The sequence below is a fragment of the Arthrobacter sp. GQ119 genome (assembly GCF_059759125.1).
Map to the genome: position 1 here is coordinate 78,268 of NZ_JCAXEA010000006.1, position 26,346 is coordinate 104,613.

A 26,346-nucleotide genomic window follows, 5' to 3' on the forward strand; every position below is an offset into this window, starting at 1 on the left:
GCCGACAGGATTAGGGGGCGTGTTTCCCCAGACTCCGTTGCCTCTGACTAGATGAAAAGAGGGATTCGACCCTCAAACTTGACCCCCGGCCCCTTCACGATGGACAGCTCAAGGGCGCTTTGGCGGCATCGGTTGGGAGCCAGGTGGTCCCCAATGATCCCGGCCGGTTTGCCCAGTACTAACGCCACGATGATTCCGATCACGACGGGGTCCGTCAAAGCCGGGACCGGACAACTGAGTTGCCGCATCAACGGCCGATACGGCTAGAGGCCTTTAGCGGGGCCGAGAATCATTCCGGCCGCGTTCAACTGGCTGATCTCACAGCCACTACGGAGGCTGAACGACATGTCAACCGGCACGCCATCCACAACGCCCGCCACAACCGCTGTCTGCGGTCCGCCGTATTCGTGTTGAAAAGTCCGATGCTGGTTAGCTCGGTCCTCTCATCACCTCGCGTGGTGCCTGTGTCTGAACAGCGGAATCCGTTCCCTGACCGGCCTCGCAGTTGAGTGGTCCCTTGCACGGGCGGCAATGATGCGCAGTTGCGTGATACGTACGGCACCTGCGGCTGCCACGAGAAGGCCGCCGGCGACAGCCGCGATGAAAAGGGCCATGCCCAAGGGGACCGAACCGACGAACACGAGGTACTGCACCTGAACCGGTTCCTGGTTCTGAAGGATAAAAACAATCAGCAGACTCAGGAGTACTAGGCCGATTACCGTGGCTGCCCATGCAAGGGCGGCCCGTGTGCCGTGCGCCGGTTCTCCTTTATAGCGCGCCGAGGCTGAACCGTCGCCGATCGTGGGTCGTCGTGCAGGTGGTGCGGGAATGGAAGTCCCAGGAGTTGGCGGATTGGTTTGCATTTTGCCACCTTCCTTCAGGTTCATGGCGTCTCCTCGTGCCGGTTTTGACGGCCGTAGCCTTTGAGGAACCAATGCGCTCCGGCAATCATCAGCAGGAAACCGACGGCGCCGACAATGACGAGTTCTGTCGCAATGCCCACAATGACGAGTGTGAATGCGGCTATCAGGGTCAAGGCTCCCCGGGCCATCGTGGCCGCCTCCCTTTGGCGGTTTCCCGGCGCGACGGCCTGCAGCCTCTGGTCCAGGTCCGGATCGCTGGACGCCAGTTCCTGTTCAAGCTTTTCAAGGCGTCTGCGCTCTTCTTCCGACAACGCCATGGAAGCTCTCATCACCCTTCCAGATCAGGCTTACACGATCCGCAGGTCCGGCACTTCCCGGGCCCGGTGAGTGGCTTTGACTGCTCGACCCAGCACGATCCGACTCCAGGCTTCTCCTACCGCCACCTTTAGGCCTGTAGGATCTGGCTTCGGCGAAGTCAGGATCGTATTCCGGGGCTCCGGCAACCGGGTCCCGGGTAGGGCCGATGAGAACCTCTGTGTCAGTTTCATTGATGCTCCTCACGGCATCGGCGGGGATGAACGTCTTGTCCTCGCCGATCCCCAGGAATCCTCCGGATGCAACTATCAGGAACCGGACCTTTTCCTCCTCCGCATCAACCAGGAGTTCGTCGACCGATCTCCTCGCCCGAGGCTGTCCTCACGCTGAATCCGCGTCGTTCCCGGTCGCGGAGGCTTTACAGGTCCTCCACTTTCCACGCTAGGCAGTCCCTTGATGCCGATCAACGCATGTAATTGATGTGCAACGGGTTTCCAGCTCCGGTTACTTTCCTGTTATTGGCCGCTGGTCCCACTTGGGTGAAACTCAGGGCCGGTCATCCCGGCGTTGATCGAAGCTGAACCCGCACGCACACCGGTAGGTGAGCAGGCTGTCGTCGTTCTTTGCTGTGGTTTGTTCGCGCGGAAGGGCCGTGTCCGTGCTGACCAACTGCATTTCCTGGCCGCAGTGGATGTGTGAGGTCAGCATCCGGCGCAGTTGCGGATCCTCCGGGGGCCGCCCGCGTGTGGCGCCCTTTAGTTGTTCCTTCTGGCGCGCACGACGAGCTACCCGGGACACCTGTGGATGTGTCATTTTGACTGCCCCCCTGCTCGGCCCAGTGATGAGAGGAGTTCAGCGCAGGCGCGTTCACACCGCCGGCAGACTTCGGCGCACACCTCACAGTGGCGATGCATCGAGGCAACCCGACCGCACTCATCGGCACACGCCCTGCAGGCAGTGCGGCACGCTTCGAGCACTGAGCGGGTGATGTCGGCGTCATAGCCAGTATGGCGGGAGAGGATCTTTCCGGTGACAGCGCACATGTCGACGCAGTCAAGGTTCGTGCGGACGCACTTGGTGAGCTCGGCAACCATGTCTTCGTTCAGACAGGCGGCGGCGCACGCTGTGCATGTTTGTGCGCATTCAAAGCATGCCTGGATGCATTCGGCGAGCTTGTTCCTGTCGATGCTTCCGTAGTCCTGGGGATGGGCGTGCAGCATGGACTGTACGTGTGTCATTGGTTTTTCTTTCCAGGTTTAACTGCAGGGTTGATGAAGTGGAACGGCGAGCCGTGTCTCCTACGTCCTGCTGATGGAAAGCTTGATCACTGTAAGCGCCGGCAGATCCGGCTCCGGACGCACGGTGCCGGAGAGCATCCCGCTTCCGGACTGCTGGCCGGTCAAGGACGGCGGGTCAACAGCGCCGCTCCGGACCGGCGCTGGTTCGCTGCGGGGGGCTTGGGGCCGTTCGCAGCCGTCCTGCTCCACTTCTTCAGTCCCAGCTGTTGGCCCGGCCAGGTGGACGACGCCGCGCGTTTGCAAGGCGGAAGCTGAAGTGTCAGCAGGACCGGCTGCGGTTACCGCTTGCCGCGAGACTTCCTCAGCGGCCCGTTCCTGTGTTGAATGCACCGGGCCGTGGTTGGGAACGATGGCATACCGGCTGCCGTGCGTGTAGGAGGCGGCTCCCGCCAGGAGAAGGGCCAGAAGGAGCCACACGAAAACGCTTCGCCGCGAAACTGGGCGGCGAAGCACTCCTTCCCGAGACGAGCTCAGCGCGGCCATCCCCAATTCCCGGTAGTTGCCATCTAAACAGAGTAGCTAGGGGTACTCCTCAGATGGTCACGCGAGTATCACTTTTGAGCTTCATTTGAGAGACCCTGCGCATCTGCGCCGCGCAGCCAGGGCGGCCTCTTCGTCATGTCCGTTGCGGTTTTCGCCCTACTGGATGGTCTCATACGCCCAAGGCCGTGTCCGGGCGGGGGCCACGAACCCTGGCGTAGGTTTAGGGGCGGCGATTCTGGCGGTGCGCAGTCAAGGGGTCTGCAGGGCAGAGCCGTTGACTGCCCGGTGATTTGCCGAGGCGGAAGGTTTGGTCAGGTACGCCGCGGATCCGGAGGCCATCCCGATCTGACGGTGCGAACGTGGTGTCCGGAGAAATCATTGACATCCCGACGGGAGGTAAGGGTTGCGTATATCGGAATGGAGCCTGTCAACGGCAGTTGCAATTCTCCTGTGACCTCTGTACGGAAGAGATCGCCGTGTTTCAAGGGATTTTTGCCCGGGCCGGATAACAGGAGAGTCAACGACGCCGAAAATCCCGTTGCATATCAATTACTTGCGTTGATCCGGGTCCGGCTCCTGCCTAGCGTGGAAAGTAGGGGGAGGCTGAGGACGGATGCGGCCCGCGGCATCGTCTGCGGTATGCAAAGAGGAGCCCTGTCTTGATACGTAAACGAAAACCTGTTCGTTCGGTGCATGGGCTGTAACGCCCGGCCGCCAGCCTGAACTGACTCACCGGCACCGTGCAGACGGCATTCGTCCTGCCGGTCGTTCAAGGCGACCTCGGATTCGGGTTGGTGACGCGCTCTTCCGGGGACTGGGACGGTCTGGCTTCCTTGTGGATCCCGGCCATTGACACTGCGGCGGACGACTGAAAGGAGAAGCTACGGTGGGACAGAATGAAATCCGTGAGCTGGTGAAGCTGGGCGGCACCGGCAAAACCGTTGCAGACAGGCACGACGACATCCGCGGATACACCGTCAGGGCCGGAGACGGCGAGGAAATCGGCAAGGTGGAGGAGCTGCTCGTCGACGTTGAGGGGGAAAAGGTCCGATTCCTCATCGTGGCCTCCGGGGGGTTCCTGGGCATCGGAAAGGACAAAACGTTCATTCCCGTCGACGCCGTGAGCCTCGTTCTTGACCGTGAAGTCCTCATTGACCGGACCCGGGAGCAAATTGCCGGAGCCCCCGCATACGACCCGGCCCTGACGGACACCAGTCCTACTACGAAGACGTGTACGGCTATTACGGCCTGTCGCCGTACTGGAGCCCAGGCTACGTCTATCCCGGACACCTCTACCATCCCCGCTGAAGGTGGCAGAGATGCCAATCACACGCAACATCGCCTGGGACGAACACCTGACAGCGTTTAAAGGCCAGGACACGACCGATTTCGTGACCCTGACGGCTGCGACGGCCACCACCTGCGCCGCCTGCGGACTGGCGCTCCAGCTCGAGGAGCAGCTCTCGCTGATCGTGGACATCACCGAAGGCATCGACTCGGCCGGCATCGAGTACCTCACCATCGACACCTGCACCTGCCATCGGCGCTGCCAGAAACCTCTCCTGACGGTGCGCCAGTCCAGCGGACCGGAGGAACTCGCCACCCTCGGCGCCCGGCTCTTCCTGGACCTACGCACGAGAACCTGGCGCCGGACGATCCCCGCCCTTGCCTACACCCTGGCCCCGGTCCTGACCTTCCGTGAACCAGGCGGAGAACCTACCTCGGCCCTCGTCTCGGGCCTGCTCGACCACGGCTTCCAACTCTCCATGACCTCCGACTACATCGAAATCATCCAGCACACTCGCGACGTGGGCCCCGGCGTCAGCTGCACAGTGACAGGACACCGCCCCACCAGCATCCAGGTCAGCCTCCAGATCCGCGGCGAACAAATGTACTCCCACCGGCTGGACACGGCAGATGCCTGGGACGCCCACTGGCTCAATGCCGCCGCACGGGAAAGAAAAATTCTGGTCATCAGCGGGGACTACCTGGACATCACCGACGACGGGCTGAACCTGGACGCCGCAGCCCAACTGGGCACCCTGGTCGCCGGCCACGTCCCCTTCCTGCCCTGAAACCCGGCCGCCCTCACCACACCTCCCCCATTGCCACCGCCGGCGTTGGGACGTGCAAGCCGGGGTCGAGGATTCGTCGGCCAGTTCCCAGCCGTCGGCGCCTCTCCTGCTTCTCTTGGTTACGGAACCCGGTTCGGGTCAGGGCTTACCTTTTTTCTGAGGAAGTAGGCGCCGAGCGTTCCTGCGAGGGTCGCGAAAACTGCCACGGAGTAGATGGCCAGAAGGACCTGGATGATGCGGGAGAAGGTGCTGGTGCCGGTGATTCCGTTGCCGGTGACAGCTGCCATGGCTGATTCAAACAGCGACTCGGCGTAGGAGTCGTGCTCGCCCGTTGCGTAGAGGAGCTGGCTCGAGGCCAGGATGACCACCGCGGTGACTGCGGAGAGCCAGCCAATGCGGCTGGTCATCAGCTTCCTTGCCGAGCGTGAGCCACGGACTCCGGCAGAAAGGATCGAGCCGTAACGCGCCAGCCTGGCTACACGGACGATCCTGAGCGCCGGCAGGCCACGGATGAACGCAGGAACGGCAGAAGGAGGAAGAGGAACTGCCACCAGTTCCTCCTCCAGAACGCTTTGCCGAACCCGGCGATGTAGGCCCGCCGGCGCCTTCCGGATCTGGTGCAAACCATCAAGACAATGCCTGGCAACTGACACCGTCCGGCATGGTTTTCCATTTTGCCCCTCGCCCGACGATTCGACGACGGGATCTCAGTGCCCACACTCCTGCAGGAAGAGTGGGCGTTCTTCTCTGCGGCAATTCGGGACCGGTGGCTCAGGAAGAACCGTGAGGGACGAATAACTCTTCTTCTTGCCGACTGGAAGTCCGGTCAAGGGCATATACCGTATTGGGCCCTGCCATCGGCATTTGCAATACTCCTGTGACCTCCGCACGGAAGGGATCGCCGTGTTTCAAGAGATTTTTGCCCGGGCCGGATAACAGGCTAGTCAACGGCGCCGGAAAACCGGTTGCATATCAATTACTTGCGTTGATCTGGGTCCGGGCCCTGCCTAGCGTGGAAAGTGGGGGAATGAGGAAGACCCAACACCTTGGGCACTGTCGGCGGAATACCTATTCGAAGAGGAACCCCATGACAGATAAACTGCACGCTCGATGGGCTGTCCATAATTACAGCCGCCAGCCTGAGCGACCGTCAAGGTCACCGGCACCACGCACGCGGCATTTGATCTGCCGGGATATTGAAAGGGAACGGGCTTCGACCTCGACGACCTCCACGCACTCTTCCAGGGACTGGGATGCGAGGATCAGGGACTCGGGATGGCGAGAATGCCCTTTGCAGCCCTTGGCCTGGACACCTTGGTGACTGCAAGGAGAAACACGATGGGACAAAACGAAAACCGTGAACTGGTGAAGGTACGGCTATTACAGCGTGCCGCCGTACTGGAGCCCAGGCTACGTCTATCCCGGATACCCCTAACATCCCGCTGATGCCACCAGCCCTTCCCGGCTGCCCCCGACCGTCTCGGAATCCATCTTCGCGGCCGGCGTCAGTGGACGGATGACCGTCACCGGAAGGAAGAAAGGAAGGAAGGAACGACCATGAAACTGCATGCGCGCAGGGCCACCAGCCCCGAGGACCTTCGCAATGACACCGTTGCCGTCCAGCAAAGCCGCTTCGGGGGGATGAAGTTCGGTTCCGCGTTTTTCGGCTGGATGACTGCGGCAGGAATTTCCGTATTGCTTACGGCACTGGTCACGGCTGTCGCCGCGGCGGTGGGAGCCGCTGAGAACGTTGATCCCTCGACCGTGATGAACCAGGCGGCACAAAATCTCCAAGCGGTGAGCATCGCCGGAGGAATCATCCTGGCCGTCATCCTGTTCCTCGCATATTACTGCGGAGGCTACGTCGCCGGACGCATGGCCCGTTTTGATGGAGCCAGGCAAGGCCTCGCCGTCTGGCTCTGGGCTGTAATCGTCACGGTCATCGCCGGCGTTCTCGCAGCCCTGGCCGACAGCCAGTTCAATATCCTGCTCAACACCACCGCATTCCCCGGGATCGCAGTCAGTGAGGAAACCCTGACCGCCGGAGGTGTCATCGTCCTGATCATCGCAGCCCTGATCGCTTTGGCCGGAGCCGTTCTCGGCGGACAAACGGGCATGCACTTCCACCGCAGGGTTGACCAGGCCACAGTGAACCCCGAGGCCGGCCTCGAGAAGTAATCCGGCGTCTGGCTCGCTCCCTTGATTGCGCCACCGCCAGAGTCTCCCGTCCGCAAATTCCCGGACTCATCAAGTCCCGGGAATTCAGACCGGAGCTACGCGGCGCTCAGGTCAACACAAGGGAGCTGCCGGACAGGAACAGAAGCTGCACCTCAGGAAAAAATACGGAAAAGACATGCGACCCGCCAAGCTCATGCCCGCCCGTCTGCGGACCAGGCCAACAGCCCTGCTCGCCGGGCTGGCTGGGGAAGCTGTGATCACCGCTGCGTCTGCTGTCGGCGGGTGCGGCACTTCGGAGCCGGCCACGGAAACTGAGATTGCAGATGTTCACCTCGAGGCCATCAGGGAAGTCGTACCGGATCACATTCTGGAGTACAAGAGGGTGACGGTTCCCGGTGAAGTGAAGGGAATCATCTCCCCCTCTATTTTCTCTATCGTTGATCCCGAAAACCCCTTGGTCGACGATCTTCTCATCGTGCACGAAACCGACTTCACCGGGGTCAGGCCAGAGGCAAGAGTCAAGGTCACCGGGATCGTCTACCGGGGCTTCGACACAGCGGAAGTGGAAAAGGAAACCGGAATCAACCTGCATGCAGCCCTGCACGAGCAGTGGCAGGGCGACTCCTACATCGTGACCTCCACTGTCGAACCTTCCGCGACATCCGGTTGAAACGACCCCGCCGGGACCGACGGCGGTGGGATGAACTACATGCGCTCGTGCCTGTTCGCAGATTACGCCCCTGGCCAGCTCAGCACGACACAATTCCAGCCCCTTGTGCTCTTGGAGGAGAGGACGTCAGAGAAATGGCCACCGACTATGACGAAGTTCGGCCGGATATAGCCGAAACGCGAAATGCTTCACTGGAAGCACTGAAATCCGCAAACGCCCCCGATGCCCGCAGCGTGGTCGCCGAACTGGAGGAGGCAGACACCGTCGACGGCGTGGAACCACCCGGCGCCGACCTGTCTGACGAAGAACTAACCGTCATCATCCTCCCCCAGAAAAAGGATGAGTTCATCTGCCGGTCATGCTTCCTTGTCCGGCACAAGTCCCAAATAGCCAGTGAAAAGGAGGGCAATCAATACTGCCTGGAATGCGTCACCTGATCCCCCACCAACGCCGTATCAGTATTCGAACAGGGAAGGGCCACGGGTTTTGCCGGCCTGGCTCCTCATCTCCCTGGTGAGCCTGGCCCTGGGAGCCTTCTGGCGCGCAGAACGCTACGCCGTGGTCGTCAACGCTCAGCACCTGGCGGAGGTTATGCGGCACACCAGCACGCCCCGCTAGGCCCAATCCCAAGTCAACGGAGTGACCACACGATGAGCAGAATTGGAAAACGTCAAACTCAAGCCAGACAGGAAAAGACCGTGACAACAAAAGAGCCACATCCAAATCGGGATTCACATCCTGTCCCCAAGCCCGCAAGGGGCAGCCGTGACAGTGTCGCTGCTACCCGTGCGGCGACGGCCTGGGTCGTCACGGTAGCCGCACTGATCCTGCTGGTACTTCTCATCACCTTCATCGTTCAGAACCAGGAGGACGTGACCATCGTCTTCTTCGGACTGGAAGGCACCATCGCATCGGGCATCGCGCTCCTCATTGCTGCCGTAGGCGGTGGCCTGCTGGTGGCCGTGGCCGGTGCAGCCAGGATTCTCCAGCTCAGGTCCAGCAGCCGCCACCAGCGGAACACGTAACTCTTTCCGGGCAGCGAGAGTCAGTTCCGGAGAGCCGGCACTCGGGGGTCCTTAAAAATGGTCAGGAGTCTCTATTGCCTTGGCTCACGGCCGTACCTCGGGCAGCAGGAAGGTTCCCATGGCCCTATCGGATGAACATCGCAGGCGCCTTGAAAAGCTCGAACAGGAACTGGCCGCAGCCGATCCCAATCTAGACCGGAAACTACAGTCCGGGTTGTCCCGCGGCCTGCCAGCCCCGCGTCCTATCTACGGTTTCCTGGCCGTTTTACCCGGCTTCGCGCTCGTCATCGCGGGGATCAGCACAAAGCTCACGGTCATCGGCTTCATCGGCTTCATGCTGATGGTCGCATGCGCTCACTGGTACCTTCTGCGGCGGTACTAGAGGGTTCGGCTATACCCTCCGATCCGCCCCGCCATGGCCTGCGGCACCGGCGCTCTGAGGCTATGAAGGCCTTGCTGCGGCCACAAAGCTGCGGCCGTGACCCGGCTTCCGGGAGCCTGGAGCGAGCGACCCCTGACAGACTTCTCGTCCTGTCACCAAGTCCCCTCCGGTCGGCGGCGCCCACAGCCGGTATGGAACAACTGCGGCATATATACCGAGCCGGTCGAAGAGATGCGGGCCGTCCATTCCATGGAGCACGGCGCCGTCTGGCTCACCTACCGGCCAGACCTGCCGGCCGACGAGATCCCTCAACTCACCGAGCTGGTCTCGGCGACAAGCTACGTGCTGCTCCGTCCGCAGCCGGGGCAGTCTTCGCCGATCATGGCTAAAAGCTGGTCTGTTGCCTTTGATTCGGTAAGGCAGACCCTATCGACATTGTGAGGAGATACGTCACATGCGAGGCTCACCTTGAACGCGGGGCAGGCAGTTAGGTGCTGGCTTCGTTGACGCCGTGCATGGCGTCCGCGGCACGTACCAGCGCCAGATGGGAGAAGGCCTGGGGAAAGTTACCGGCCATCCGTTCGGCCGTTGTGTCGTATTCCTCGCTGAGGAGGCCCAGTTCGTTGGCGCAGTTGACGAGTTGGTCCATCAGCTGTTTTGCCTCGACGGTGCGACCCGTGCGGGCGTACTGCTCTACGAGCCAAAAGGAGCAGGCAAGAAATGGATGTTCGCCCGGTTTCAAACCGTCGGGTGAGGTTTCTGTCCGGTAGCGCAGCAGCAGCCCGGCGCCATCGAGCAGGTTCGCTTCGATATGGGCGACGGTGCCGAGCATTCTGTCGTCACCGTAGTCCAGGAACCCTACTTGTGGCAGAACAAGAAGTGAGGCATCGACTTCTGTGCTGCCGTAGGTCTGGGTGAATGAGTTGATGTCCCGGTTGAACCCATGTTCCATGATCTCGTCCCGGAGTTCATCACGCAGCTTCTCCCAGCGGTCTGCCGGCCCTTCGAGCCCGTGGTCTTTCACAGCCCGGACGCCCCGATCCAGTGCGGCCCACATCATGACCCGCGAGTGGGTGAAATATCGTTTCTCCCCACGCATTTCCCAGATCCCGTGGTCTTTTCGCGAGATGTTGTTCTCCACGAATTTCAGCATGTTCCGCTGCAGCGGCCAGGAAAAGTCATCCTCGTGCCCGCCCCGGTTACGGAGCTTTTCCAAGGCCACCATGACTTCACCGACGACGTCACCCTGATATTGCTGGACTGCGGCGTTACCGATCCGGACCGGAACCGAGCCGTCATAGCCGGGCAGATGGGGCAGAACGCGCTCGGGCAGTTCACGTTCTCCGGCGACTCCGTACACGATCTGCAGGTGCTGAGGGTCTCCTGCGACTGCGCGCAGCAGCCAGTTCCGCCAGTGCAGGGCCTCCTGCCGGAAGCCATGGGTCATCATGGCCTCCAGTGTCAGGGCCGCGTCCCGGAGCCAGCAAAAGCGGTAGTCCCAGTTCCGTTCCCCGCCGAACTGTTCCGGCAGGGATGTCGTGGGTGCGGCCACGATTCCCCCTGTGCTCTGGTGCGTCAGGGCACGCAGCACCAGGAGCGAGCGTTTCACAATGGGGTCATACTCGCCCTGCGAGAGGCAATGGCTGGCCCAGTCGGTCCAGTAGAGGCCGGTGGAATCCAGCGCCTGATCGACATCAACTGCTTTCGGCGGCGTTTGATGTGATGGAAACCAGCACAAGTCCAGATCCACTGTTTCCCCGGCCTGAACAGTGAACTCTCCCGCGTGGGAATGGTCCGGGCGTTCCAGCGGGAGGTCATCTGCGCGCAGCATGACGGCATGGGGACCGCCGATCGCCATGATCGCCTCGCCGCCGTCGTCGCTGGCCAAACTGATCCAGGGGACGATTTTTCCGTACGCAAAGCGGATCTCAATCTCCTGACACATGCGCACCCGGCCGGTGATTCCCTGCACCCTGCGCACAAGGGATGCCCGGTTGTCGCTGACAGGCATGAATTCGGTGACCAGCACTTCGCCGCTGTCCGTTTTCCAGCGCGTTTCCAGGATGAAGGTCGAATCCCGGTACCGCCGATCGACAACAACCGGAGCAGAGCCCAGGCCGTCCGCTACGGGTGCAAGGAACCAGCGGCCATGATCCTCTGTACCCAGTAAGGCAGCGAAGAAAGACTCAGAATCAAACCGCGGCAGGCACAGCCAGTCAATACTGCCGCTGCGCGACACCAAGGCACCAGTTTGCAGATCTGAGAGCAGCCCGTAGTCCCGGATAGGTGACCCCATGCACCCACTCAACCACAACGGCTCGTGCCCTGCAGCATGCCGGCATAGAACCAAGCGGCAAACCCTGCATGGCTCGCGGCCCCGGCACGGTGACCGTGGTGACGGCTTTGATGGACGCTGCGGTCATCGAGGCTCAGGTTCATTCGGACTACATCGACGCCGGCCCTAGGGACGGCGAGGGTGTTCTCATAACCAGCGCCGGTGTCCGAAGATGGCCACGATCTTGCTCTTAGCATGGGGTGATACGCCTCGTTGTTCTTATTCGCGCCCGAGGTCGCGGTGGTGCGCGCTGGTGGTGACGTTGGGAAACTGGGCAAGGCGCATGGACAGCGCTTCGGCCATGGCGACGGAGCGGTGCTTGCCTCCGGTGCAGCCGATGGCAATGTTGACAAAGTGTTTGTTTTCACGGCTGTACCCGTTGATCACGGGGACTAGGGCCTGGACGTAGCAGTCAAGGAACTCCTTGGCTCCGTCGGCTTCCATGACGTACTCCCGCACTTGGGGCTCCAGGCCGGTCAGCCGCTGGAGCGTAGGTATCCAGTGTGGGTTTGGGAGGAACCGCACGTCGGCGACATGGTTGGCATCCAGCGGCAGCCCGTATTTGAAGCCGAAACTCATGACGTCCACCCGGACCACAATCGTTCCGGTGGTGGAGAACAGTTCGATGATGGCGGTGGAGAGGGCGTGGACGTTCATCTCCGTGGTGTCAAGGACAATGTCCGCGGCACTTTTGACGGGACGAAGCGCTTCCCGTTCGGCGCTGATTCCCTCAAGGGTTCTGCCGCCGGCTTGCAGCGGGTGGGGACGGCGTTCCTTTTCGAAGCGGCCGACCAGCGCGGCGTCACTGGCATCCAGGAAGAGTATCCGGTACGGAAGGTCCACGGACAGGCTGTCCCGCAGGGTTTGACGCAGGTCGTTGAAAAAGTCGCCTCCGCGGATGTCCATGACGACAGCCAGCTTCCAGGGCTCACCGGGCGTCTCGGCAAGCAGCTCGGTCAAGGGTCCCCAGCAGCACCGGGGGAAGATTATCAATGACGTGCCAGCCGTGATCCTCGAGTGCGTTCCCTGCAGTGCTGCGTCCTGCCCCGGACATGCCAGTGACAATCACCAGTTCAGGCTCCGGCGGGGCTAAGGGATGTGTCGCCTGAGGGTTATCGGTTGGAACCGGGCGCCGCGCCGGATATACCCGCCTGACGGGTCTGGGAGTCAAGAGTCCAATATTCCTTTCAGGACCTCGGCTTCGTCCCAAGGCACCAGTAACTGCAGTTCCTTGGATTCGCCGGCATGGCTGAGAGTCAGGTGCAGAATCAGTCCCGGCTTCTTTCCCCCCACTTTCACGGCGCTGGCCGCCAGCACCCGCCACGGGACGTCCCCGGAGACCAGGACCCCGGCGTGGGATTCCTCCCCGTCCGGATGCTTCAGGACCCAGTCCTCCCCGCCATCCATGGCGTCCTTATGGGCACCGCAAACAGCCAAGGCCTGCTCGTCGGGGCCCTCAACAAAGAAAACATCATCCGCTGGTGTCGTGCAGCGGTACACCGCACACTCTTGCATGGTCACTCCCCGTTTCTTTACGGCGTATGTTGCAGGTCTTCAAAGGCGGCACGTGTCCGAAACATTCCCGGCCAGGAACCACTAATATATCGACCATAACGTAAGAGTAGAGTCTGCGAGCTACCTGTGGCTCAATTGTGACCCTAACCTAACGTTAGAGTAAAGTTAAGGGTGAGCTTATTTTTCTCCCCTTCTCTCCACATCACCCGCGCCCAGGAGATGCATCCACGTGGCTTCCGTCCGCACCAGCGACCGCCCGGTTCCGGTTTCCCAGCCGTCCGGGTCCGGTACTCCGGCGTCTTCGTCCCGGGGACGACGAGGTGTGGGGGTTGCCCCTGGTTCCCAGCAGGCGCTGGGGTTGCGGAACCGTGAACTTGTTTTGGAGAGCCTGCTGGCGGTGGGTCCGGCCACGCAGGCGATGCTGGCCCGCTCGACGGGGTTGTCGGCTGCAACAGTGTCGAACGTTGTGAGCCGGCTCAGGCGCGAGGGCCGGGTCCGGACCCGTAACACCGTCAGCACCGGCCGGCGGGCGGTGCTGGTGCAGTTGCAGGAGGTGAAGTGCGTGGTAGCGGGTGTTGAGGTGGGCGGCGGCCGCATGCATGCCGTGCTGCTTAGGCCCGGCGGGGATGTGCTGGTCCGGTCCAGCACCCCGGCTTCAGGCCTCGATGCCAGCGCCGAGCTGTCCGGGGCCATTTCAGGATTGCTGGCACTGCTGCTGGGTCAGGTTGAAGCTGAAGGGAGCACTCTGGCCGGCGTGAGTGTTGCCCTTCGGGGGCCGACGGGGCCTGGCGCTGGGCGGTTGCCCCGCGGCATTGCCTTCCTCCCCCCCTCTGGGTGAAGATCTTCAAGCCGCCTTGGGGATGGGGTCGGACGTTCCCGTGACTGTCGCCGGGCCCGCGGTCATGTCAGCTTTTGCTCATTCGCGCCGTCTGCAAGGTACGGACGGGGCGCTGATGTTCCTGAACATGGATTCGGAAGTCACTGCCGGAATCGTCATTGGAGATCAGCCGTACACGGGCCACGCCGGACTGGCGGGCCAGATCGGGCATGTCAGGGTCAGTGATCACGGGTTTCCATGCCGCTGCGGCAACAGAGGTTGTCTGGACACGGTCGGATCCGTACCTGCGGTGCTGGCCGCTTATGCAGCGGGGCATGCACCCGTAACCGTCGAGGAATTTCTCGGCAAGGCCGTAGCCGGGGATCCGGCTGCCCTGCGGATTGCCGAGGCGGCTGCCGAAGCGCTGGGTATTGCCGCGGCCGGGGCCGCGAGCGTCATCAATCCCCGGCACGTCATTCTCGGCGGCCCACTGTGTGCCTTGGGTGCGTTGCTGCTGGATCCGTTCCGCCGCTGCCTGGTCCGGGAAGCCGGGCCCGGTATCGGGGGCGCCGCTGATGTCAGCCTGAACACTTTCGGCGACGATGTCGCCGCTGTCGGCGCTGCGCTGTATGCAGCCCGCCACATCACCACGTTTTGATCAGAAACCTGCGCGGGGACCCCCGCGCATCACAAAGAAAAGAAGGAGCACCATGTCTGCACCCCAGACCATCCGTAAGACCGTCACTGTTGAGAACACCGCCCATCTCGATGAAGTGACGGTACATTTTGAAGTGGACGTCAACTGCCAATGCGCCTCCGGCCAGGGCGGGTCCTACATCACCACCGAACCGCCCCGCCGCTAAGCAACCGCCTCCCGTCCAGTGCGGGCGCCCAGCACCTCGCCGTCCAGTCAAAGGAAACAGCACACCATGAGCCATGCCCACATCGAACACAAGACGCCTCCCAAGCTCGCGCCCGGCGCACTGCGCGTTGTCGCCCTGGGAGGCATCGGAGAGATCGGCAGGAACATGACCGTCTTCGAATACGGAGGCAAGCTGCTCATCATCGACTGCGGGGTGCTGTTCCCCGAGGATCATCAGCCCGGGGTGAACCTCATCCTGCCGGACTTCTCGGCCATCCGGGACCGGCTTGAGGATGTGGTTGCCGTGGTGCTCACGCACGGCCACGAGGATCACATCGGCGGCGTCCCGTACCTGTTGAGGGAACGGCCTGACATCCCCGTGATCGGGTCCAAGCTCACAATCGCCTTCATCGAGGCAAAGCTCAAGGAACACCGGATCACCCCCAAGACGCTCCAGGTGGCCGAAGGAACAAACCTCACCATGGGCCCGTTCGATCTGGAGTTCCTCGCTGTCAACCACTCAATCCCTGACGGGCTGGCGATTGCCGTCCGGACCGGGGCCGGGTTGGTGCTGCACACAGGGGACTTTAAGATGGACCAGTTCCCGCTGGACCGGCGCATCACCGACCTGGCCGGGTTCGCCCGGCTGGGGACTGAAGGCGTGGACCTATTCCTCGTGGACTCGACCAACGCCGATGTGCCGGGGTTCACCACCTCCGAGAAGGATCTGGCCCCTGCCATCGACACCGTGTTCCGGACCGCGCCGCGGCGGATCATCGTCTCCAGCTTCGCCAGCCACGTCCACCGCATCCAGCAGGTCATCGATGCCGCGCACCGCCACAAACGCAAGGTGGCCTTCGTGGGCCGGTCCATGGTCCGGAACATGACCATCGCCCAGAATCTGGGCTACCTCACCATCCCCCGCAACACCCTTGTGGATTTCCGCCGGCTGCAGAAAAGCGATGACCCCCATGTGGTCCTGATCTGCACCGGCTCCCAGGGCGAACCATTGGCTGCCCTGTCCCGGATGGCGAACAGGGACCATGCCATCAACATCGCCGAAGGCGACACCGTCCTGCTGGCCAGCTCGCTGATCCCGGGGAACGAAAACGCCATCTACGCGGTCATCAACGCCCTCACCCAGCTCGGCGCGAACGTGGTCCACAAGGGCAACGCCAAGGTCCACGTCTCCGGCCACGCCAGCGCCGGTGAGCTCGCCTACTGCTACAACTTGGTCAAGCCCCGGAACGTCATGCCTGTTCACGGCGAATGGCGCCACCTGAAAGCCAACGCCGCCGTCGCAGAAAGCACCGGGATTGACCCGGGACACATTGTCCTGGCAGAAGACGGCGTCACCGTGGACCTGCATCAGGGGCGGGCAACGATCTCCGGGAGGGTTACCGCCGGCCTGGTCTTCGTCGATGGCGACAACGTTGGCGGCACCACCGAAGACACCCTGCGTGAACGCCGCCAGCTGGCCGAGGAAGGGTCCGTGACCGTGCTGGCCATCCTCGACATGGAGACCGGGAAGCTGGCCGAGCCTGCGGAATTCTTCACCCGCGGGTTCGCCTGCACGGATGAGGACCTGGACAAGGCCGCAGCCGCCGTCGGCAAGGCCGTTGGTCAGGCGGGCGCATCACGGGGCGGGCGCGGACCAGTCAGGGATCCGGAGGCTGTGATCGAGCGGGCCACCGCTGACTGGATGCGCCGGTTCTACAACCGGGCTCCAGTGGTGACGGCCATCGTCGTGGACGCCTAAGGGCCCCTCTCACGGCTGAAAGGCCAGGCCCCCTGACGGGAACCTGGCCTCCAGCTGCTAAACGTTGGCAGGAGCGCTGCGCCGGAGTATTCCTCCGGTGCTGCCCGGTGCCGGGCAGAGCAGCGCAAACAGGGCGACCCCGAGCGGGATGGCTGAAGCGAGCAGGCTCGGCAGCACGTAGCCCCCGCTCGCATCCCGGCCAAGGGAAAACAGGATCGGCCCCAGCGCGGTGACCGACGTTGATCGCCGTGATGACACCCCTGATCCCACCGATGCTGGTGGTTCCGAAGTAGTGCGCGAGGGCGATCGGTTCGACGGCACGTACCGCTCCGCCTGCCCCGCCCAGCAGCAGGCCATAGAAGATGCCCGAGACAGTTCCGGTGACCAGGGGCAGGAACAGCAGGGCCGCGGCAAGAAGTCCCATGGAACCGGCCAATGCCAGACGTGGGTCCAGGCGGTGCGAGACGGCGCCCAGGATGATGGTGGCGAGGATTCCCGTTACAGTCTGCGGGATAAAGTTCGCGGCGGCTTCCGCGCTTGTTAGCCCCCGGGCTGTGAGGATCGATATCTGGTGGAATGCCAGGGCTGTGGAGAGCATGCCGGTCGCGGCCAGCGCCGCGGCGATGGCCCAGAAGATTGGTGTCCTGGCCGCCTGTTTTCCGCTCCACAACCGTTCAGGGCCGCGTCCTCCCCTGCGCGCTCGGTCCCGGCCTGGGCTGCTACGGGATCCTGGTGAGCGGGAACTTCGGGGACGGCCGTTGGCCGGTGCCGCGGCAGCAGGAAGAGTATCGGGAGGATGATCACCAGAACGGCTGCCGCTTCCAGCCGCCAGGCCAGCTGCACCCCGCCGGCGCTGATCAGTCGCTCCACCAGCACCGGCGTGAGCGAAATACCCGCGGATCCGACGGCGGCGGTGATGCCGACCGCAAGACCCCGCCGTTGCGTGACCGCCTTGACCACCGCCGTCGTGGCGGCAAGGGTCAGCGCGCCCTGGCCGGCCATCCGCAGGAAAACGAACCCGGCGGTCAGCCCAACGACCTCGGTGACAAAGCTCATCGCCAGCAGCGTCGCGGAAAAGACCAATGCGGCCGCGGTGATGACCAGGCGCGCACCCCACCGATCCAGGGCCCGGCCGATGAAGGGCAAAGCCAGGGCTCCGGCGAGGGTTCCCGCCAGGTAGCTGAAGGAGATGTCAGTCCGGCTTATCCCGAGCTGGTCAATGAGGGGATCGGTGAAGGGTGAGAGTCCCGCCGTCTGTCCTGGTGCGCTGGCGGCCGTTATCAGCGCGGCCGCGGTGACGGTCCCCGCCCAGGACTTCCGATTGGCTCCCGCACGACCCCACTGTCCAGCCGTCACGGCCGTCCGCCCGGATGAGGGCGGACGGCCGTCCGGGAGACTGCCATCGGGAAGACGGGCGTTATGGGGTCAGTGGGCGCCGTTGAGCATACCGCCGAGGCGTTCGCGGATGGCGGCGCTGGCTGAATTAAGCCCTTCGACTTCAACCTCTTTGCCGTAGCTGTGGTACTTGGCGGCGATGGAATCAAGCGCCGCAATGGTCGACGCATCCCACAGGTGGGAGTCATAGAGATCGATGACAATGCGATCCGGGTCCTCGGCGTATTCGAACTGCATGTACAGATCGTTGGAGGAAGCGAAGAACAGCTCTCCGCTTACCTTGTACTTGGCGAACGTTTCCCCAAAATGCTCCTCGATGGTGCGTTCCACACTCATAAAGTGGGCGACCCTGCGGGCAAAGGCGACCATAGCGACGATCACGCCGAAGATCACGCCGATGGCCAGGTTGTGCGTCCAGACCGTCACGACCACGGTGGCGAGCATCACCGTTGTTTCGCTCTTGGGCATGCGCTTGAGGGTGCTGATCTGGATGCTGTGCCAGTCGAAGGTGGCCCAGGAGACGAAGATCATCACGGCCACCAGGGCGGCCATCGGGATCAGCGCCACGATGTCGCCGAGGACCACGACGAGGATCAGGACGAAAATGCCGGCCATGAATGTTGATATGCGGGTGCGGGCACCGGAGGCTTTGACGTTGATCATAGTCTGGCCGACCATCGCGCAGCCGCCCATGCCGCCGAAGAATCCGGAGATGACATTGGCGACGCCCTGGCCCCAGGATTCGCGGACTTTCATGGAGTGGGTATCGGTGACGTCGTCGACGAGCTTGGCTGTCATCAGCGATTCCATCAGGCCCACCACGGCCATGCCGGCGGCAAACGGGGCGAGGATCTGGAAGGTCTCGAAGTTCAGCGGAACGTTGGGGAAGAACAGCGAGGGCAGGCTCTCAGGGAGTTCGCCCTTGCCGCCGACGGTGGGAACGTTGATGGCGAAGACGACCGCGGCGGCCGTCAGGACGATGATGGCGACCAGCGGTGCCGGCACAACGCGGGTGATCCGCGGCAGCAGGAAAATGATGACCAGCCCGACGGCCACCAGCGGGTAGACCAGCCAGGGGACGCCGAGCAGCTCGGGCAGCTGCGAGGTGAAGATCAGGATGGCCAGGGCGTTGACAAAACCGACCATCACCGAGCGCGGGATGAAGCGCATCAGTTTCGCGACACCGAGCACGCCGAGGATGATCTGGAAGATGCCGGCCAGGATCACGGCGGCAATGAAGTAATCGACGCCGTGGGACTTCACCAGCGGGGCGATGACCAGGGCAGTGGCCGCTGTCGCGGCCGAAATCATCGCCGGCCGGCCGCCTAGGAAAGCAATGGTAACCGCCATCGTGAACGAGGCAAACAACCCCAGCCGGGCATCGACACCGGCGATGAGGGAAAACGCGATCGCCTCGGGGATCAGGGCCAGGGCAACGACCAGGCCGGCGAGGACCTCTGTGCGCAGCAGGCACGGGGAACGCAGGGTGCGCCAGACGGACTGGCGCTGCTCCGGGGTGAGCGTGGGTGCGTGAGTGGCAACAGCCATGCGGACTCCATTTCATAGGTTGTAAGGGCAAGCGAATGCCCTCGGTTGTGTACGTGTGGGGAGACGCCGCGCTGCGCCGGAAAAAATGGGGAGGACCTCCCGGTCCACCCCAAACTATACCCTAACGTAATGGTAGACTTCTAATCTGGAGCCGTAACCATCCGGGAGGAACACTGTGCACATCGGAGAACTGGCTGAGCGGACCGGCCTGTCGCTGAGAACCATCAGGCACTATGACTCCGTGGGCCTGCTGCACCCGAGCGCCCGGACCGAGGGCGGTTTCCGGGTCTATTCCGAAGAGGACTACGAACGCCTGCTGCTGATCCGACAGGCGCGGTCCCTCGGCTTTGGCCTTGAGGAAATCGCGGAGATGCTCGACGTTTTGACCTCCCGCAGCCGCGGCGCCCGGGAGGCCGAGCTTGAGTCGATGCTGCGTGAGGCAACGGCCCGGAGGGAAGCGCTGGCCTCAGACCTGGGACGGGCAGACCAGTTCATTGCCGTGATCAGCGACCGGATGGCCAGCTGAGCGCCAAACAGTAGGACCGGCAGGTCAGGCGCCGATCGCGGTGAGCTCCACCCCGGGGTTGTCATCGCGGAAGTGCTCGAGCTTGTACCGGTCCGCGAACAGCGCCAGGGTTTCCCCATCGGTGCGGTGCATGATTTCCCCGCCGCGGAAGGTTTCGGGCAGGCTGGTGCCCTGCGTGTCTAGCCGCATGGCCAAGGTGTAAGGCAGCGGCTCAAAGGTTGCCGGGGCATGGAATTCCTCGGCCATGCGGTGCTGCGCCACCTCGAACTGCAGCGCCACTACTGCCGCCAGCACGGGCGCCTGGTCCCCGCGCCGGTCCGAGCGCAGGACCTGGACGACGCCTTCGTGTTCAAGCTGGACAATGCCGCGCCGGAACTGTTTGTACCGGCCCGGGTCCGCGGCGCGGGCGACGGCGAAAAGTTCCGGCGTGAAGTGCGGGATCTCGGGAAACCGGACCGCTTCTCCGGCGTAGAGACTGTCGCCGACCCGCAGACTGGCGGCGTTGACGAGCCCGACAATGTCCCCGGGCCAGGCCAAGTCGATGACCTCACGGCTTCGCCCGATGACCCGGTGGGCGTACTTGGTGGCAAACGGCTGTCCCAGCCGGGCATTGGTCAGGATCATCCCGCGTTCAAAAACCCCGGAGCAGACCCGCAGGAAGGCGATGTGGTCGCGGTGGGCGGCATCCTGACCGGCCTGGACCTTGAAAAACGAACCCGGAGAAGCCTGCGTCCACCGGCTGATGCCCGCCCCCTGCCGTGCGACGGGTCAAATCCTCCATTGGCGGCGGCCACGAGTTCGGCTTCCTCCAGCGCCGCCCGCCACTTCCCATCCAGTGCCCCGACTCCGCCGGTCACTGGTGTCTCCAGACTGGGCAGCGCTCCACCCCGGACCGCTTGAAGCCGCACCGCCTCCCCGCGGCGAAGGTCAAACAACCCCCTAAACGCCCCGGCCCTGCCAGCCGGCCAGGTCAGCGGCACAGGAGCCATGCCGGTCTGCTCGGCGATTCCGTCGATGAGGTCAAGAGCTTCAAGCCCTGGCCGGTCCCACTTGTTGATCACCGTGATGATCGGCAGCCCCCGGCGCCGGCACACGGCCAGGAGCTTGAGGGTCTGGGGCTCGAAGCCCTTGGCAGCGTCGATCAGCATCACGGCAAAGTCGACCGCGGCCAGGACCCGGTACGTGTCCTCGGAAAAATCAGCGTGGCCCGGGGTGTCCACCACGTTCAGGACAGCGCCATAGTGGTTCAGCTGAAGGGCCGCGGAGCTGATCGAAATGCCGCGCTCCTGCTCCAAGCCCATCCAGTCCGAGACCGTCCCGTGCCGGCTGGACTTGCCGTGCGTGACCCCGGCGTCCTTAATCACGCTGGCATAGAGGGCCAGCGCCTCCGTCAGCGTTGACTTCCCCGCGTCGGGGTGGGAGATCACTGCGAACGTACGGCGCCGGCCCGCCTCATCAAGAACCGAAGGGGTGGGCACTGTGGAGATGTTTGCTGTCCTGGGCATTCTTAACCTTCCGGCTGCTCCGCTTTCGGTGTTCTGACACCAACTACACTCTACCCTAACGTTAGGGTAGAGTGTAGTTGCGAGGCGTTTTCAATGACCCGCCCGTGCAGGGAGTATTTTGACGATCACCACCCATACGGCGCAGACGGCTGAACCTCAGGCGGGAACACGGTTCCGGCCCGAAGTTCAGGGCCTGCGCGCCATCGCACTGCTCATCGTGGTGCGCTACCACGTCTGGCTCGGCCGGGTGTCCGGCGGCGTTGATGTTTTTCTGCTGGTCTCGGCGTTCCTGCTCACCCTGTCGTTCTCAGAGCGCGTACGCTCCGGTGAGCCGTTCACACTGCGGCGGTACTGGGTAAGAATCTTCAGCCGGCTCCTCCCGCCCGCGGCGATCGTGCTCATGGCCACCGTGGCTGCAGGGGCAGCGTTCTTCCCCCAGGTCCGGTGGGCGCAGCTGATCGAACACGCGTGGGCTTCGTTGTTTTACATGCAGAACTGGGCGATGGCCTTCGGCGCCGTAGACTACCAGGCAGCCGAGGCGGCCACAGCCAGCTCCTTCCAGCACTTCTGGTCACTGTCGATCCAGGGCCAGGTGTTCATCCTCTGGCCCCTCCTGCTGCTGGGTGTACATGCTGCGGCGCGCCGTACGAAGTTTTCGTTCCGCGCCCTCGCCACCATCCTGTTCAGCGCGATCTTTGCCCTGTCGCTGGCCTTTTCAATCCAGAGACAGCAGCCAACCAGTGCTTTGCCTACTTCGACACCCGTGCCCGCCTGTGGGAATTCGCCCTCGGGTCATTGCTGGCTCTGGCGCTCCCCTGCCTCCGCCCGGGAAAGCTGGCCCGGGTTGTCCTGGGCTGGGTGGGTGTTGCGGGGATCCTGCTTTGCGGTGCGGTGATCCAGGTCGAGAACCAATTCCCGGGATAGGTCGCCCTGATCCCCACCCTCGGCGCGACCATGGTCATCACAGCAGGCCGAACGGGCCACCGCCTCGGAGCCGACCGCCTCCTGACAGCCACCCCCGTCCGGAAACTCGGGGGAATCTCCTACGCCCTCTACCTATGGCACTGGCCCGTCCTGATCACCTACCTGGTCCTGACCGAAGCTGCAGTGGTCACGGCAGTGGCAGGCACCTTCATCATCGGGGTCTCGGGCATTCTGGCATGGCTGACCACCCGGCTCGTGGAGCGCCTGCTGCGGTCATGGGGCTGGATGCACCGGCGTAAACGCCGCAGCGCCGGGCTCACCATCGCCCTGACCGTCGCCGTCACAATCCCCCTCGGGGCATGGGAAACCCGCATCGGACTCACCGAACGCCAACTGCGCGTGCAGGCTGAGCACCTCAACCCCGGAGCCGCCGCACTGGAACCCGGATACGCACGGCAGGACCTTCCCGACGCCCCTCTCATCCCGGCCGAAACCGCACTGGACGATGAATGGGGCGACGCCGGCCCCGCCTGCACCCCGGACTATGCCCCTGAACACCCGGCCCTGGAATCCTGCCAGCAGATCGAACCGGACACCGAGGCCACCAAGACGGTCGTGGTGATCGGGGACTCGCACGCACAACAGCTCATGCCCGCCCTGGTGCCGATCGCCCGGGAACATAACTGGAGGATGATCTCCCTGCTCAGGAACGCCTGCCGGTACGGTTCCCACTCACCCGCACGTGATCAGGAGTGCAACGAGCGGAACGAGGCCGCCCGGGACTACGTGCTTGCCCTCTCCCCCGACGCCGTCCTCACCCACGGCACCCTCAGCCACCAGGAGGACCCGCGCGAAGGGCTCGTTCCGGGGTACGAGGACGGTATCCAGCCTTTCCTTGACGCTGGCATGCAAGTCGCGGCAGTGCGCGACAACCCCCGGTTTCCGTTCCACATGTTCGCCTGCGTCGGCCTGCACGGCCAGGACTCCCCCCAATGCAACCCCGCCAGGGACGAAGTCCTCCTCGAGGTGAACCCGCTGGAAGCTGGCTGCGCGAGAACCCCTGCTGCATTCCGTGGACCTGACCAACAGCATCTGCTCAGACAAAGTCTGCCCGGCGGTAGTGGGCAATGTGTACGTCTACCGGGACCACGACCACCTTAACAAGACCTACGTCGAAACCATGGCCCCGGCCCTGAAACACAGTTTCTTGGCCGCCACAGGCTGGGATGGATAACGCACCCGACACTTCAAGACCAACCCCCGCTACGAAGACCAGGGAGAGCACGGGCCCATGTTCGGCACTGAACAAACCGCGGCGCTGGAAATCCTCAGCGCGATGAGCGTCCTCAACTTCCGGATCGAAGAAATGCGCGACATGGTCCGCGTCATGGACACCCTCGGCCGCTACCCCGCCTCCGATATCGCCGCACGCTACCGCATACGGCTCGGAATGTTCGCCGAAGCGCTGCAGCGCCGTCCGGTCGTCACCACCGAACAGCAGGTATCAAAACAGAACCTGGTCCACGCACTCACCAACCGTTACACGTGGCTGACGGTCTAGGAACTTAGGAAGTGTGGCCAGCGATAGTTCCGCGTTCCACACCACACGTTTTCGGCAGGCAGCCATTGACTCCAAAGTCGACCGCAAATTGGCGCTGGCCCTTTTGGGCGACGGCGTTTTATCCCTTCATCCCATGAGATGGCATGAAGCTTACGTTCAGCGGTTTTATAGTCTGGGCTTCAAGCCGTTGGGCCTTTCAGGTGTTCTTGCCCATGCGTTCAATGAACTCATCGGCCTGGGCCAGGTTACGCGCGATCTTCGCTCGCTGGTCTTTCGCCCGTTCCATGAACTCCGCGAGCTTTTCCTGACCAGCCCCGCTTCTGCCACCGGATTCCAGGGCGGAGAGTATGTCCAGGATCTCCGCCATCTCCTCCAGTGAAAAGCCGAGGGGCTTCATCTGCTTGATCAGCGTCAGCCGTTCGACGTCGTTCTCGGCATAAACCCTGAAGCCGCCCTCGGTGCGCCCGGTGGCCGGCAGGAGTCCGACCTCGTCATAGTGGCGGATAGTCCTCAGGGACAGCCCGGTCCTTTCAGCCAGCTCACCGATATGCATGGTGCGGCTGCTGATCCGTTCCGTCATGAAAGACCTCCTGCGTTGTCCGACCTGAACTCTACCACCACGTTAGGGTAGACTTGGGGGAAATGAATGTAGAAGTCCAAGCCTAGTGGCTGGCGATCTCATTCACGGCGCTGCGGTGCGCCCCCAGTTTCCCTAAACATTTGAAGCCGCTCCGGCGTGTCTTCTTGAGCCTGAAACGGAGCCAGCATTGGCCGTTAAACCAGCCACGGATGCCCCGGCATTCACGCCCGAGCAACTGCAGTCTGTCCGGGAAACCCTCAAATCGCCCAGAAGGATTAAGACCGAGGTCCTGGCCGGCCTCGTGGTCGCGCTGGCCCTGATTCCGGAAGCGATCGCGTTCTCGATCATCGCCGGAGTTGATCCCCGGTTGGGGTTGTTCGCGTCCTTCACGATGGCTGTAACCATCGCCTTTGTGGGCGGCCGACCAGCGATGATTTCCGCGGCGACCGGCGCGATCGCCCTGGTGATTGCCCCGCTGGTGAAATCCCACGGCGTGGACTACTTCATCGCAGCCGTCATTCTTGCCGGCATCTTCCAGATCGTCCTCGGCCTGTCCGGGGTTGCCAAGCTGATGCGCTTCATTCCCCGCTCAGTGATGGTGGGCTTCGTCAACGCCCTGGCCATCCTGATCTTCATGTCCCAGGTCCCGGAACTGCTCGGCGTGCCGTGGCTGGTCTACCCGCTGGTGGCGCTGGCGCTGGTGATCGTATTCGGCCTGCCTAAACTCACCAACGTCGTTCCCGCCCCGCTGGTTGCGATCGTGGTCTTGACCCTCATCACCGTCCTTGCCGCCGTCGCCGTCCCGACCGTGGGGGACAAGGGCGATCTGCCGGACTCGCTGCCGTCACTGTTCATCCCGAACGTTCCGTTCACGCTCGAGACTCTGCAGGTCATTTTCCCGTTCGCGCTGGCCATGGCATTCGTGGGACTCCTCGAGTCCCTGATGACCGCAAAGCTCGTTGACGACGTCACCGACACCCGCTCCTACAAGACCCGTGAAGCATGGGGCCAGGGCGTGGCAAACATCGTTACCGGTTTCACCGGCGGGATGGGCGGCTGCGCGATGATTGGCCAGACCATGATCAACGTCAAGGCCTCCGGTGCCCGGACACGGATCTCCACATTCCTGGCCGGCGTCTTCCTCCTCGTCCTCGTCGTTGCCCTGGGCGGCGTGGTTTCGGTGATCCCGATGGCTGCGCTCGTCGCGGTGATGATCTTCGTTTCCTGGGCCACGTTCGACTGGCACAGCATCCACCCCCGCACCCTGAAGATGATGCCCAAGAGCGAAACCATGGTCATGGTGGCCACCGTCATCGTCACCGTCGCCACACACAACCTGGCCATCGGCGTCGGCGTCGGCGTCCTGGTCGCGATGGTGCTGTTCGCCCGCCGCGTCGCGCACTTCGTCACCGTCGAACGAAGCGTCAAGACCATCGACGGGCACGAGACCGCCACCTACGTCGTGGACGGTGAGCTGTTCTTCGCTTCCTCTAACGACCTCTACACCCAGTTCGAATATGCGCTGGACCCGGAGCACGTGATCATCGATATGCACGCCTCCCACCTCTGGGACGCCTCCACGATCGCGGCCCTGGACGCCATCACCGAGAAGTACCACAAGCACGGCAAGGACGTGAAGATCATTGGCCTTAACGATGCCAGCATCCTGATGCGCGAACGCCTCGCAGGCAAACTCGGCGCTGGCCACTGACCTCGAAGCAGCCGGAGGA

31 protein-coding genes and 3 pseudogenes are annotated in these 26,346 nt (G+C 63.0%); 20 read left to right on the top strand and 14 right to left on the bottom strand.

Features of this window, described 5'->3' with window-relative positions:
• Positions 1–446: 446 nt before the first annotated feature.
• From AC6CH3_RS07400 to AC6CH3_RS07425, 6 genes are all read right to left on the bottom strand, one after another.
• Entirely contained in the window at positions 447–887 is a 441-nt protein-coding gene (locus AC6CH3_RS07400; RefSeq protein WP_498131813.1) for a LapA family protein, read from the bottom strand.
• Positions 884–1,180 (bottom strand): DUF3040 domain-containing protein, encoded by a 297-nt coding sequence (locus AC6CH3_RS07405; protein WP_498131814.1) that lies wholly within the window; start codon positions 1,178–1,180, stop codon positions 884–886. Before AC6CH3_RS07405 ends, AC6CH3_RS07400 begins: the two co-directional genes overlap by 4 nt.
• Positions 1,146–1,523, bottom strand: a complete 378-nt coding sequence (locus AC6CH3_RS07410) for a PRC-barrel domain-containing protein (protein WP_498131928.1) — start codon at positions 1,521–1,523, stop codon at positions 1,146–1,148. The genes AC6CH3_RS07405 and AC6CH3_RS07410 overlap by 35 nt, the downstream gene beginning before the upstream one ends.
• Before the next feature lie 201 nt (positions 1,524–1,724).
• Positions 1,725–1,991 carry a hypothetical protein gene (locus tag AC6CH3_RS07415; protein ID WP_498131815.1) on the bottom strand — a complete coding sequence of 89 codons (267 nt, stop codon included), beginning with the start codon at positions 1,989–1,991 and terminating at the stop codon, positions 1,725–1,727.
• Positions 1,988–2,416, bottom strand: coding sequence for a four-helix bundle copper-binding protein (locus AC6CH3_RS07420; RefSeq protein WP_498131816.1), 429 nt, complete (start codon positions 2,414–2,416; stop codon positions 1,988–1,990). The genes AC6CH3_RS07415 and AC6CH3_RS07420 overlap by 4 nt, the downstream gene beginning before the upstream one ends.
• A gap of 60 nt (positions 2,417–2,476) precedes the next feature.
• Positions 2,477–2,893 carry a hypothetical protein gene (locus tag AC6CH3_RS07425; protein WP_498131817.1) on the bottom strand — a complete coding sequence of 139 codons (417 nt, stop codon included), beginning with the start codon at positions 2,891–2,893 and terminating at the stop codon, positions 2,477–2,479.
• A 952-nt stretch (positions 2,894–3,845) separates the two neighbouring features.
• On the opposite strand from AC6CH3_RS07425, the gene AC6CH3_RS07430 reads away from it, so the two are divergent.
• Both AC6CH3_RS07430 and AC6CH3_RS07435 read left to right on the top strand, forming a co-directional pair.
• Complete coding sequence (locus AC6CH3_RS07430; protein WP_498131818.1) at positions 3,846–4,328, top strand: PRC-barrel domain-containing protein; 483 nt, start codon at positions 3,846–3,848, stop codon at positions 4,326–4,328.
• Positions 4,279–5,034 carry a hypothetical protein gene (locus AC6CH3_RS07435; protein WP_498131819.1) on the top strand — a complete coding sequence of 252 codons (756 nt, stop codon included), beginning with the start codon at positions 4,279–4,281 and terminating at the stop codon, positions 5,032–5,034. The genes AC6CH3_RS07430 and AC6CH3_RS07435 overlap by 50 nt, the downstream gene beginning before the upstream one ends.
• Positions 5,035–5,153: 119 nt before the next feature.
• On the opposite strand, the gene AC6CH3_RS07440 is transcribed toward AC6CH3_RS07435, so the two are convergent.
• Entirely contained in the window at positions 5,154–5,441 is a 288-nt protein-coding gene (locus AC6CH3_RS07440) for a hypothetical protein (RefSeq protein ID WP_498131820.1), read from the bottom strand.
• A gap of 1,150 nt (positions 5,442–6,591) precedes the next feature.
• Here AC6CH3_RS07440 and AC6CH3_RS07445 point away from each other — a divergent pair.
• The 7 genes from AC6CH3_RS07445 to AC6CH3_RS07475 all read left to right on the top strand — a co-directional run bounded on the left by AC6CH3_RS07445 (position 6,592) and on the right by AC6CH3_RS07475 (position 9,730).
• On the top strand, positions 6,592–7,212 hold the full coding sequence (locus tag AC6CH3_RS07445; protein ID WP_498131821.1) for a hypothetical protein: 621 nt from the start codon (positions 6,592–6,594) through the stop codon (positions 7,210–7,212).
• 175 nt (positions 7,213–7,387) lie between these two features.
• On the top strand, positions 7,388–7,882 hold the full coding sequence (locus AC6CH3_RS07450; protein ID WP_498131822.1) for a hypothetical protein: 495 nt from the start codon (positions 7,388–7,390) through the stop codon (positions 7,880–7,882).
• 134 nt (positions 7,883–8,016) lie between these two features.
• On the top strand, positions 8,017–8,319 hold the full coding sequence (locus AC6CH3_RS07455) for a DUF4193 domain-containing protein (protein ID WP_498131823.1): 303 nt from the start codon (positions 8,017–8,019) through the stop codon (positions 8,317–8,319).
• A gap of 49 nt (positions 8,320–8,368) precedes the next feature.
• A complete protein-coding gene (locus AC6CH3_RS07460; protein WP_498131824.1) occupies positions 8,369–8,500 on the top strand; it encodes a hypothetical protein in 132 nt (43 codons plus the stop codon).
• Positions 8,501–8,580: 80 nt separating this feature from the next.
• Positions 8,581–8,907 (top strand): LapA family protein, encoded by a 327-nt coding sequence (locus AC6CH3_RS07465; RefSeq protein ID WP_498131825.1) that lies wholly within the window; start codon positions 8,581–8,583, stop codon positions 8,905–8,907.
• A gap of 118 nt (positions 8,908–9,025) precedes the next feature.
• On the top strand, positions 9,026–9,289 hold the full coding sequence (locus AC6CH3_RS07470) for a DUF3040 domain-containing protein (RefSeq protein WP_498131826.1): 264 nt from the start codon (positions 9,026–9,028) through the stop codon (positions 9,287–9,289).
• A 231-nt stretch (positions 9,290–9,520) separates the two neighbouring features.
• Positions 9,521–9,730 carry a DUF3105 domain-containing protein gene (locus AC6CH3_RS07475; RefSeq protein WP_498131929.1) on the top strand — a complete coding sequence of 70 codons (210 nt, stop codon included), beginning with the start codon at positions 9,521–9,523 and terminating at the stop codon, positions 9,728–9,730.
• A 46-nt stretch (positions 9,731–9,776) separates the two neighbouring features.
• On the opposite strand, the gene AC6CH3_RS07480 is transcribed toward AC6CH3_RS07475, so the two are convergent.
• From AC6CH3_RS07480 to AC6CH3_RS07490, 3 genes and pseudogenes are all read right to left on the bottom strand, one after another.
• Complete coding sequence (locus tag AC6CH3_RS07480) at positions 9,777–11,603, bottom strand: glycoside hydrolase family 15 protein (RefSeq protein ID WP_498131827.1); 1,827 nt, start codon at positions 11,601–11,603, stop codon at positions 9,777–9,779.
• A 240-nt stretch (positions 11,604–11,843) separates the two neighbouring features.
• Positions 11,844–12,678, bottom strand: a pseudogene (gene rapZ / locus AC6CH3_RS07485) (RNase adapter RapZ).
• 113 nt (positions 12,679–12,791) lie between these two features.
• Positions 12,792–13,145: a hypothetical protein gene (locus AC6CH3_RS07490; RefSeq protein ID WP_498131828.1), complete on the bottom strand. Its 354-nt coding sequence runs from the start codon at positions 13,143–13,145 to the stop codon at positions 12,792–12,794.
• Positions 13,146–13,368: 223 nt separating this feature from the next.
• Here AC6CH3_RS07490 and AC6CH3_RS07495 point away from each other — a divergent pair, with 223 nt between their 5' ends.
• The 5 genes from AC6CH3_RS07495 (at position 13,369) to AC6CH3_RS07515 (ending at position 17,121) form a co-directional block, all read left to right on the top strand.
• Positions 13,369–13,977: a helix-turn-helix transcriptional regulator gene (locus tag AC6CH3_RS07495; protein ID WP_498131829.1), complete on the top strand. Its 609-nt coding sequence runs from the start codon at positions 13,369–13,371 to the stop codon at positions 13,975–13,977.
• Complete coding sequence (locus tag AC6CH3_RS07500; protein WP_498131830.1) at positions 13,898–14,614, top strand: ROK family protein; 717 nt, start codon at positions 13,898–13,900, stop codon at positions 14,612–14,614. The genes AC6CH3_RS07495 and AC6CH3_RS07500 overlap by 80 nt, the downstream gene beginning before the upstream one ends.
• 52 nt (positions 14,615–14,666) lie before the next feature.
• Positions 14,667–14,819 carry a hypothetical protein gene (locus tag AC6CH3_RS07505; protein WP_498131831.1) on the top strand — a complete coding sequence of 51 codons (153 nt, stop codon included), beginning with the start codon at positions 14,667–14,669 and terminating at the stop codon, positions 14,817–14,819.
• A gap of 66 nt (positions 14,820–14,885) precedes the next feature.
• Complete coding sequence (locus AC6CH3_RS07510; RefSeq protein WP_498131832.1) at positions 14,886–16,577, top strand: ribonuclease J; 1,692 nt, start codon at positions 14,886–14,888, stop codon at positions 16,575–16,577.
• Between the two features lie 229 nt (positions 16,578–16,806).
• Positions 16,807–17,121 carry a hypothetical protein gene (locus AC6CH3_RS07515; protein ID WP_498131833.1) on the top strand — a complete coding sequence of 105 codons (315 nt, stop codon included), beginning with the start codon at positions 16,807–16,809 and terminating at the stop codon, positions 17,119–17,121.
• Here AC6CH3_RS07515 and AC6CH3_RS07520 read toward each other — a convergent pair.
• A complete protein-coding gene (locus tag AC6CH3_RS07520; protein WP_498131834.1) occupies positions 17,118–17,933 on the bottom strand; it encodes an MFS transporter in 816 nt (271 codons plus the stop codon). The genes AC6CH3_RS07515 and AC6CH3_RS07520 overlap by 4 nt on opposite strands.
• 69 nt (positions 17,934–18,002) lie before the next feature.
• Entirely contained in the window at positions 18,003–19,520 is a 1,518-nt protein-coding gene (locus AC6CH3_RS07525; RefSeq protein WP_498131835.1) for a SulP family inorganic anion transporter, read from the bottom strand.
• Between the two features lie 175 nt (positions 19,521–19,695).
• Here AC6CH3_RS07525 and AC6CH3_RS07530 point away from each other — a divergent pair, with 175 nt between their 5' ends.
• Positions 19,696–20,046, top strand: coding sequence for a MerR family transcriptional regulator (locus AC6CH3_RS07530; RefSeq protein WP_498131836.1), 351 nt, complete (start codon positions 19,696–19,698; stop codon positions 20,044–20,046).
• A gap of 24 nt (positions 20,047–20,070) precedes the next feature.
• Here AC6CH3_RS07530 and AC6CH3_RS07535 read toward each other — a convergent pair.
• Positions 20,071–21,551: pseudogene (locus AC6CH3_RS07535) on the bottom strand (GTP-binding protein).
• A 118-nt stretch (positions 21,552–21,669) separates the two neighbouring features.
• On the opposite strand from AC6CH3_RS07535, the gene AC6CH3_RS07540 reads away from it, so the two are divergent.
• From AC6CH3_RS07540 to AC6CH3_RS07555, 4 genes and pseudogenes are all read left to right on the top strand, one after another.
• A complete protein-coding gene (locus tag AC6CH3_RS07540) occupies positions 21,670–22,446 on the top strand; it encodes an acyltransferase family protein (RefSeq protein WP_498131837.1) in 777 nt (258 codons plus the stop codon).
• A gap of 314 nt (positions 22,447–22,760) precedes the next feature.
• Positions 22,761–23,432: pseudogene (locus AC6CH3_RS07545) on the top strand (SGNH hydrolase domain-containing protein); the annotation flags it as partial.
• 115 nt (positions 23,433–23,547) lie between these two features.
• A complete protein-coding gene (locus AC6CH3_RS07550) occupies positions 23,548–23,709 on the top strand; it encodes an SGNH hydrolase domain-containing protein (RefSeq protein ID WP_498131838.1) in 162 nt (53 codons plus the stop codon).
• Positions 23,710–23,766: 57 nt separating this feature from the next.
• Positions 23,767–24,036 carry a hypothetical protein gene (locus tag AC6CH3_RS07555; RefSeq protein WP_498131839.1) on the top strand — a complete coding sequence of 90 codons (270 nt, stop codon included), beginning with the start codon at positions 23,767–23,769 and terminating at the stop codon, positions 24,034–24,036.
• A gap of 196 nt (positions 24,037–24,232) precedes the next feature.
• Here the strand turns inward: AC6CH3_RS07555 and AC6CH3_RS07560 are convergent, their stop codons facing one another.
• On the bottom strand, positions 24,233–24,616 hold the full coding sequence (locus AC6CH3_RS07560; RefSeq protein ID WP_498131840.1) for a MerR family transcriptional regulator: 384 nt from the start codon (positions 24,614–24,616) through the stop codon (positions 24,233–24,235).
• A gap of 187 nt (positions 24,617–24,803) precedes the next feature.
• Here AC6CH3_RS07560 and AC6CH3_RS07565 point away from each other — a divergent pair, with 187 nt between their 5' ends.
• Positions 24,804–26,327: a SulP family inorganic anion transporter gene (locus AC6CH3_RS07565; RefSeq protein ID WP_498131841.1), complete on the top strand. Its 1,524-nt coding sequence runs from the start codon at positions 24,804–24,806 to the stop codon at positions 26,325–26,327.
• Positions 26,328–26,346 lie beyond the last annotated feature (19 nt).

Coding starts and splice junctions, on each gene's coding strand:
- AC6CH3_RS07400 (WP_498131813.1), bottom strand. CDS start 887: ATGAACCTGAAGGAAGGTGGCAAAATGCAAACCAATCCGCCAACTCCT.
- AC6CH3_RS07405 (WP_498131814.1), bottom strand. CDS start 1,180: ATGGCGTTGTCGGAAGAAGAGCGCAGACGCCTTGAAAAGCTTGAACAG.
- AC6CH3_RS07415 (WP_498131815.1), bottom strand. CDS start 1,991: ATGACACATCCACAGGTGTCCCGGGTAGCTCGTCGTGCGCGCCAGAAG.
- AC6CH3_RS07420 (WP_498131816.1), bottom strand. CDS start 2,416: ATGACACACGTACAGTCCATGCTGCACGCCCATCCCCAGGACTACGGA.
- AC6CH3_RS07435 (WP_498131819.1), top strand. CDS start 4,279: ATGCCAATCACACGCAACATCGCCTGGGACGAACACCTGACAGCGTTT.
- AC6CH3_RS07440 (WP_498131820.1), bottom strand. CDS start 5,441: ATGACCAGCCGCATTGGCTGGCTCTCCGCAGTCACCGCGGTGGTCATC.
- AC6CH3_RS07445 (WP_498131821.1), top strand. CDS start 6,592: ATGAAACTGCATGCGCGCAGGGCCACCAGCCCCGAGGACCTTCGCAAT.
- AC6CH3_RS07450 (WP_498131822.1), top strand. CDS start 7,388: ATGCGACCCGCCAAGCTCATGCCCGCCCGTCTGCGGACCAGGCCAACA.
- AC6CH3_RS07455 (WP_498131823.1), top strand. CDS start 8,017: ATGGCCACCGACTATGACGAAGTTCGGCCGGATATAGCCGAAACGCGA.
- AC6CH3_RS07470 (WP_498131826.1), top strand. CDS start 9,026: ATGGCCCTATCGGATGAACATCGCAGGCGCCTTGAAAAGCTCGAACAG.
- AC6CH3_RS07475 (WP_498131929.1), top strand. CDS start 9,521: ATGCGGGCCGTCCATTCCATGGAGCACGGCGCCGTCTGGCTCACCTAC.
- AC6CH3_RS07505 (WP_498131831.1), top strand. CDS start 14,667: ATGTCTGCACCCCAGACCATCCGTAAGACCGTCACTGTTGAGAACACC.
- AC6CH3_RS07510 (WP_498131832.1), top strand. CDS start 14,886: ATGAGCCATGCCCACATCGAACACAAGACGCCTCCCAAGCTCGCGCCC.
- AC6CH3_RS07525 (WP_498131835.1), bottom strand. CDS start 19,520: ATGGCTGTTGCCACTCACGCACCCACGCTCACCCCGGAGCAGCGCCAG.
- AC6CH3_RS07555 (WP_498131839.1), top strand. CDS start 23,767: ATGTTCGGCACTGAACAAACCGCGGCGCTGGAAATCCTCAGCGCGATG.
- AC6CH3_RS07560 (WP_498131840.1), bottom strand. CDS start 24,616: ATGACGGAACGGATCAGCAGCCGCACCATGCATATCGGTGAGCTGGCT.